2 protein-coding genes are annotated in these 1,952 nt (G+C 78.6%); both read left to right on the forward strand.

Features of this window, described 5'->3' with window-relative positions; all coding sequences use genetic code 11:
- On the forward strand, positions 1–873 hold an 873-nt coding region (locus FMEAI12_RS35500; RefSeq protein ID WP_368672145.1), incomplete at its 5' end, for a MinD/ParA family protein.
- Positions 874–1,015: 142 nt separating this feature from the next.
- Positions 1,016–1,952, forward strand: a 937-nt coding sequence (locus FMEAI12_RS35505) for an SseB family protein (RefSeq protein ID WP_235015124.1), incomplete at its 3' end; no start/stop codon positions are given.

The raw sequence follows: 1,952 nt of genomic DNA on the forward strand, positions 1-1,952 counted from the left end.
GTGCCCCGGCCGGCCGCGCCGCTGCCGGCCGCGTCCGAGACGCCCCGGCCGTCGGCCGAAGTCGTTCCCGCTACGGACCGGCGTCCGGCGGTACGCGCCCTGCGGGTCCTGGTCGGTGGGTTCGGTGGCGGCTGCGGCCGCACGACGGTGGCGGCCGGCCTGGGCATGGCGCTCGCCGCGCGCGCCCACTCCCGCATCGCCGCCGTCGACGCCTGCCCGGACCAGTACGGCATGCTGACCCAGCGGGTCGGTCTGCGGCCGCGCCGGGTCGGGCTGCGCGAGCTGGCGGGGGCCCGGCCCCCGGTCGCGTCGCTGACCGAGCTGCGGCGCTACCTGGCCGCCGACGGTCCGGGCGGGCTCGAGGTGCTGCCCGGCGTGCACGATCTCACCGCGCCCGGCCTGGCCGGCGACGAGCTGGCCGCGGCCCTGGACCTGCTTGCCCGGTGGTTCCCGGTGGTCATCGCGGACGGGCCGTCGGGATGGAGTCAGCCGGTGCCGGCGACCCTGCTCGCGCGCAGTGATCTCGTTGTGGTCACCACCCGGGCCGGCGAGGCCGAACTGGCCGCGACGGACGACGCGCTCACCGCGCTCGGCGGGGCCGGCCGCCGCGACCTCGCAGCCTCGGCGCTCGTGGCCGTGGTCGAGACCTACCCCACCCGGCTGACCCGCGCCGCCCGGCAGCGCCTGGACGACCTGGCCGGCCGCGCCCGTCTCGTGGTGGTCGTCCCGTTCGACCCGGCGCTGACGGACAGCCGTCCGTTCGCCTGGCGGAGCCTGCGCAAGCGCACCCGGGCCGCGTTCGACGATCTCGCCACGGCCGTCGACCCGGCGTCCGTGGCGGGTCCGGGCGGCCGTCCGCCGGGCACCGGCTGAGCCGGTCGCGCGGGGTGGGGTCGGACCGGCCGAGCCGGCCCCACCCCGCGCGACCGCCGGCGCCGGACACCTGGCCGCCTACCCCTCCAAAGGCGACGGGTGTGGTCCCGGAGCGCCACTTTCACGCACTACAGTCGATGGGGTGTCCCCCGACCTGCTGACGCCACCCGGGCAGGGTGACCACGGCCGTGCCGACTCCGCGTTGCTGGCGGCCCTGCGCTCAGGCGACCGTGCCGCGCTCACCGCGGCGCTTCCTGGCGCCCGGGTGTTCGTCGGGGTCGAGGCCCGGGCTCTCGCCACCGACGCGCTGACCGGCGCGGACAAGAAGAGCGACATGGTCCTGGTCACCCTGCGTACGCCGTCAGGCTCCGGTGCGCTGCCGGTGTTCAGTGCGGTGGACGTGATGGCGGCCTGGCGCCCCTCGGTGCGCCCCGTTCCCGTGACGCTGCCCGACGCGTGCGCGGAGGCCGTCCGGATGGGCCTGGCCGCCGTCGTGATCGACCTCGGCGGCCCGGCCCCGGTCACCCTGGACGTCCGGCCCGCCGCCGGGGATGTCGGCGGCGGGGTCGGCCGGCGTGGCCCGCGGCCCTTCGGTGGCGGCGAGGGCATGTGGATCTCGTCGGGCGAGCCGGGGACGTCCGCCGCCATGCGGGGCGCGGCGGGCCCGGCGACCGCTGGCGCCGACGGCCACGCGGACGAGCTGATCGTCGCGGCAGACTCCGGGGGTGGTCTGCTCCGCCCGCGCCCGGTGCCGCTCGGCGCGCGGGGCCGTCGGCGGATCCGCGCCGCGCTCGCCGGCCTGCCGCCGGAGACGGAGGTCTGGCCGGCGGAGCTGGCGGAGTCGATCGGGCAGCGCTGGCCGGCCCGCCCGGTCCTCGCCGTCGCGGTGAACGGCGCCGCCGGCACCGCCGCTGCCGCCGTCGGTGCCGCCGCGGCTGGTGCCGGTGCCACCGCTGGTGCCGGGGACGCCGCGGGCAGGGCCGGGAGCCGGGACGCCGTCGACCGCGGGTACCTCGAGAATCCAGGCGACACGGAGAATCCAGACGGCCCCGGCGATTTCGGGGGTGCGGGGGATTTCG

This window comes from Parafrankia sp. Ea1.12, from assembly GCF_900465275.1.
Classification (GTDB): domain Bacteria; phylum Actinomycetota; class Actinomycetes; order Frankiales; family Frankiaceae; genus Parafrankia; species Parafrankia soli.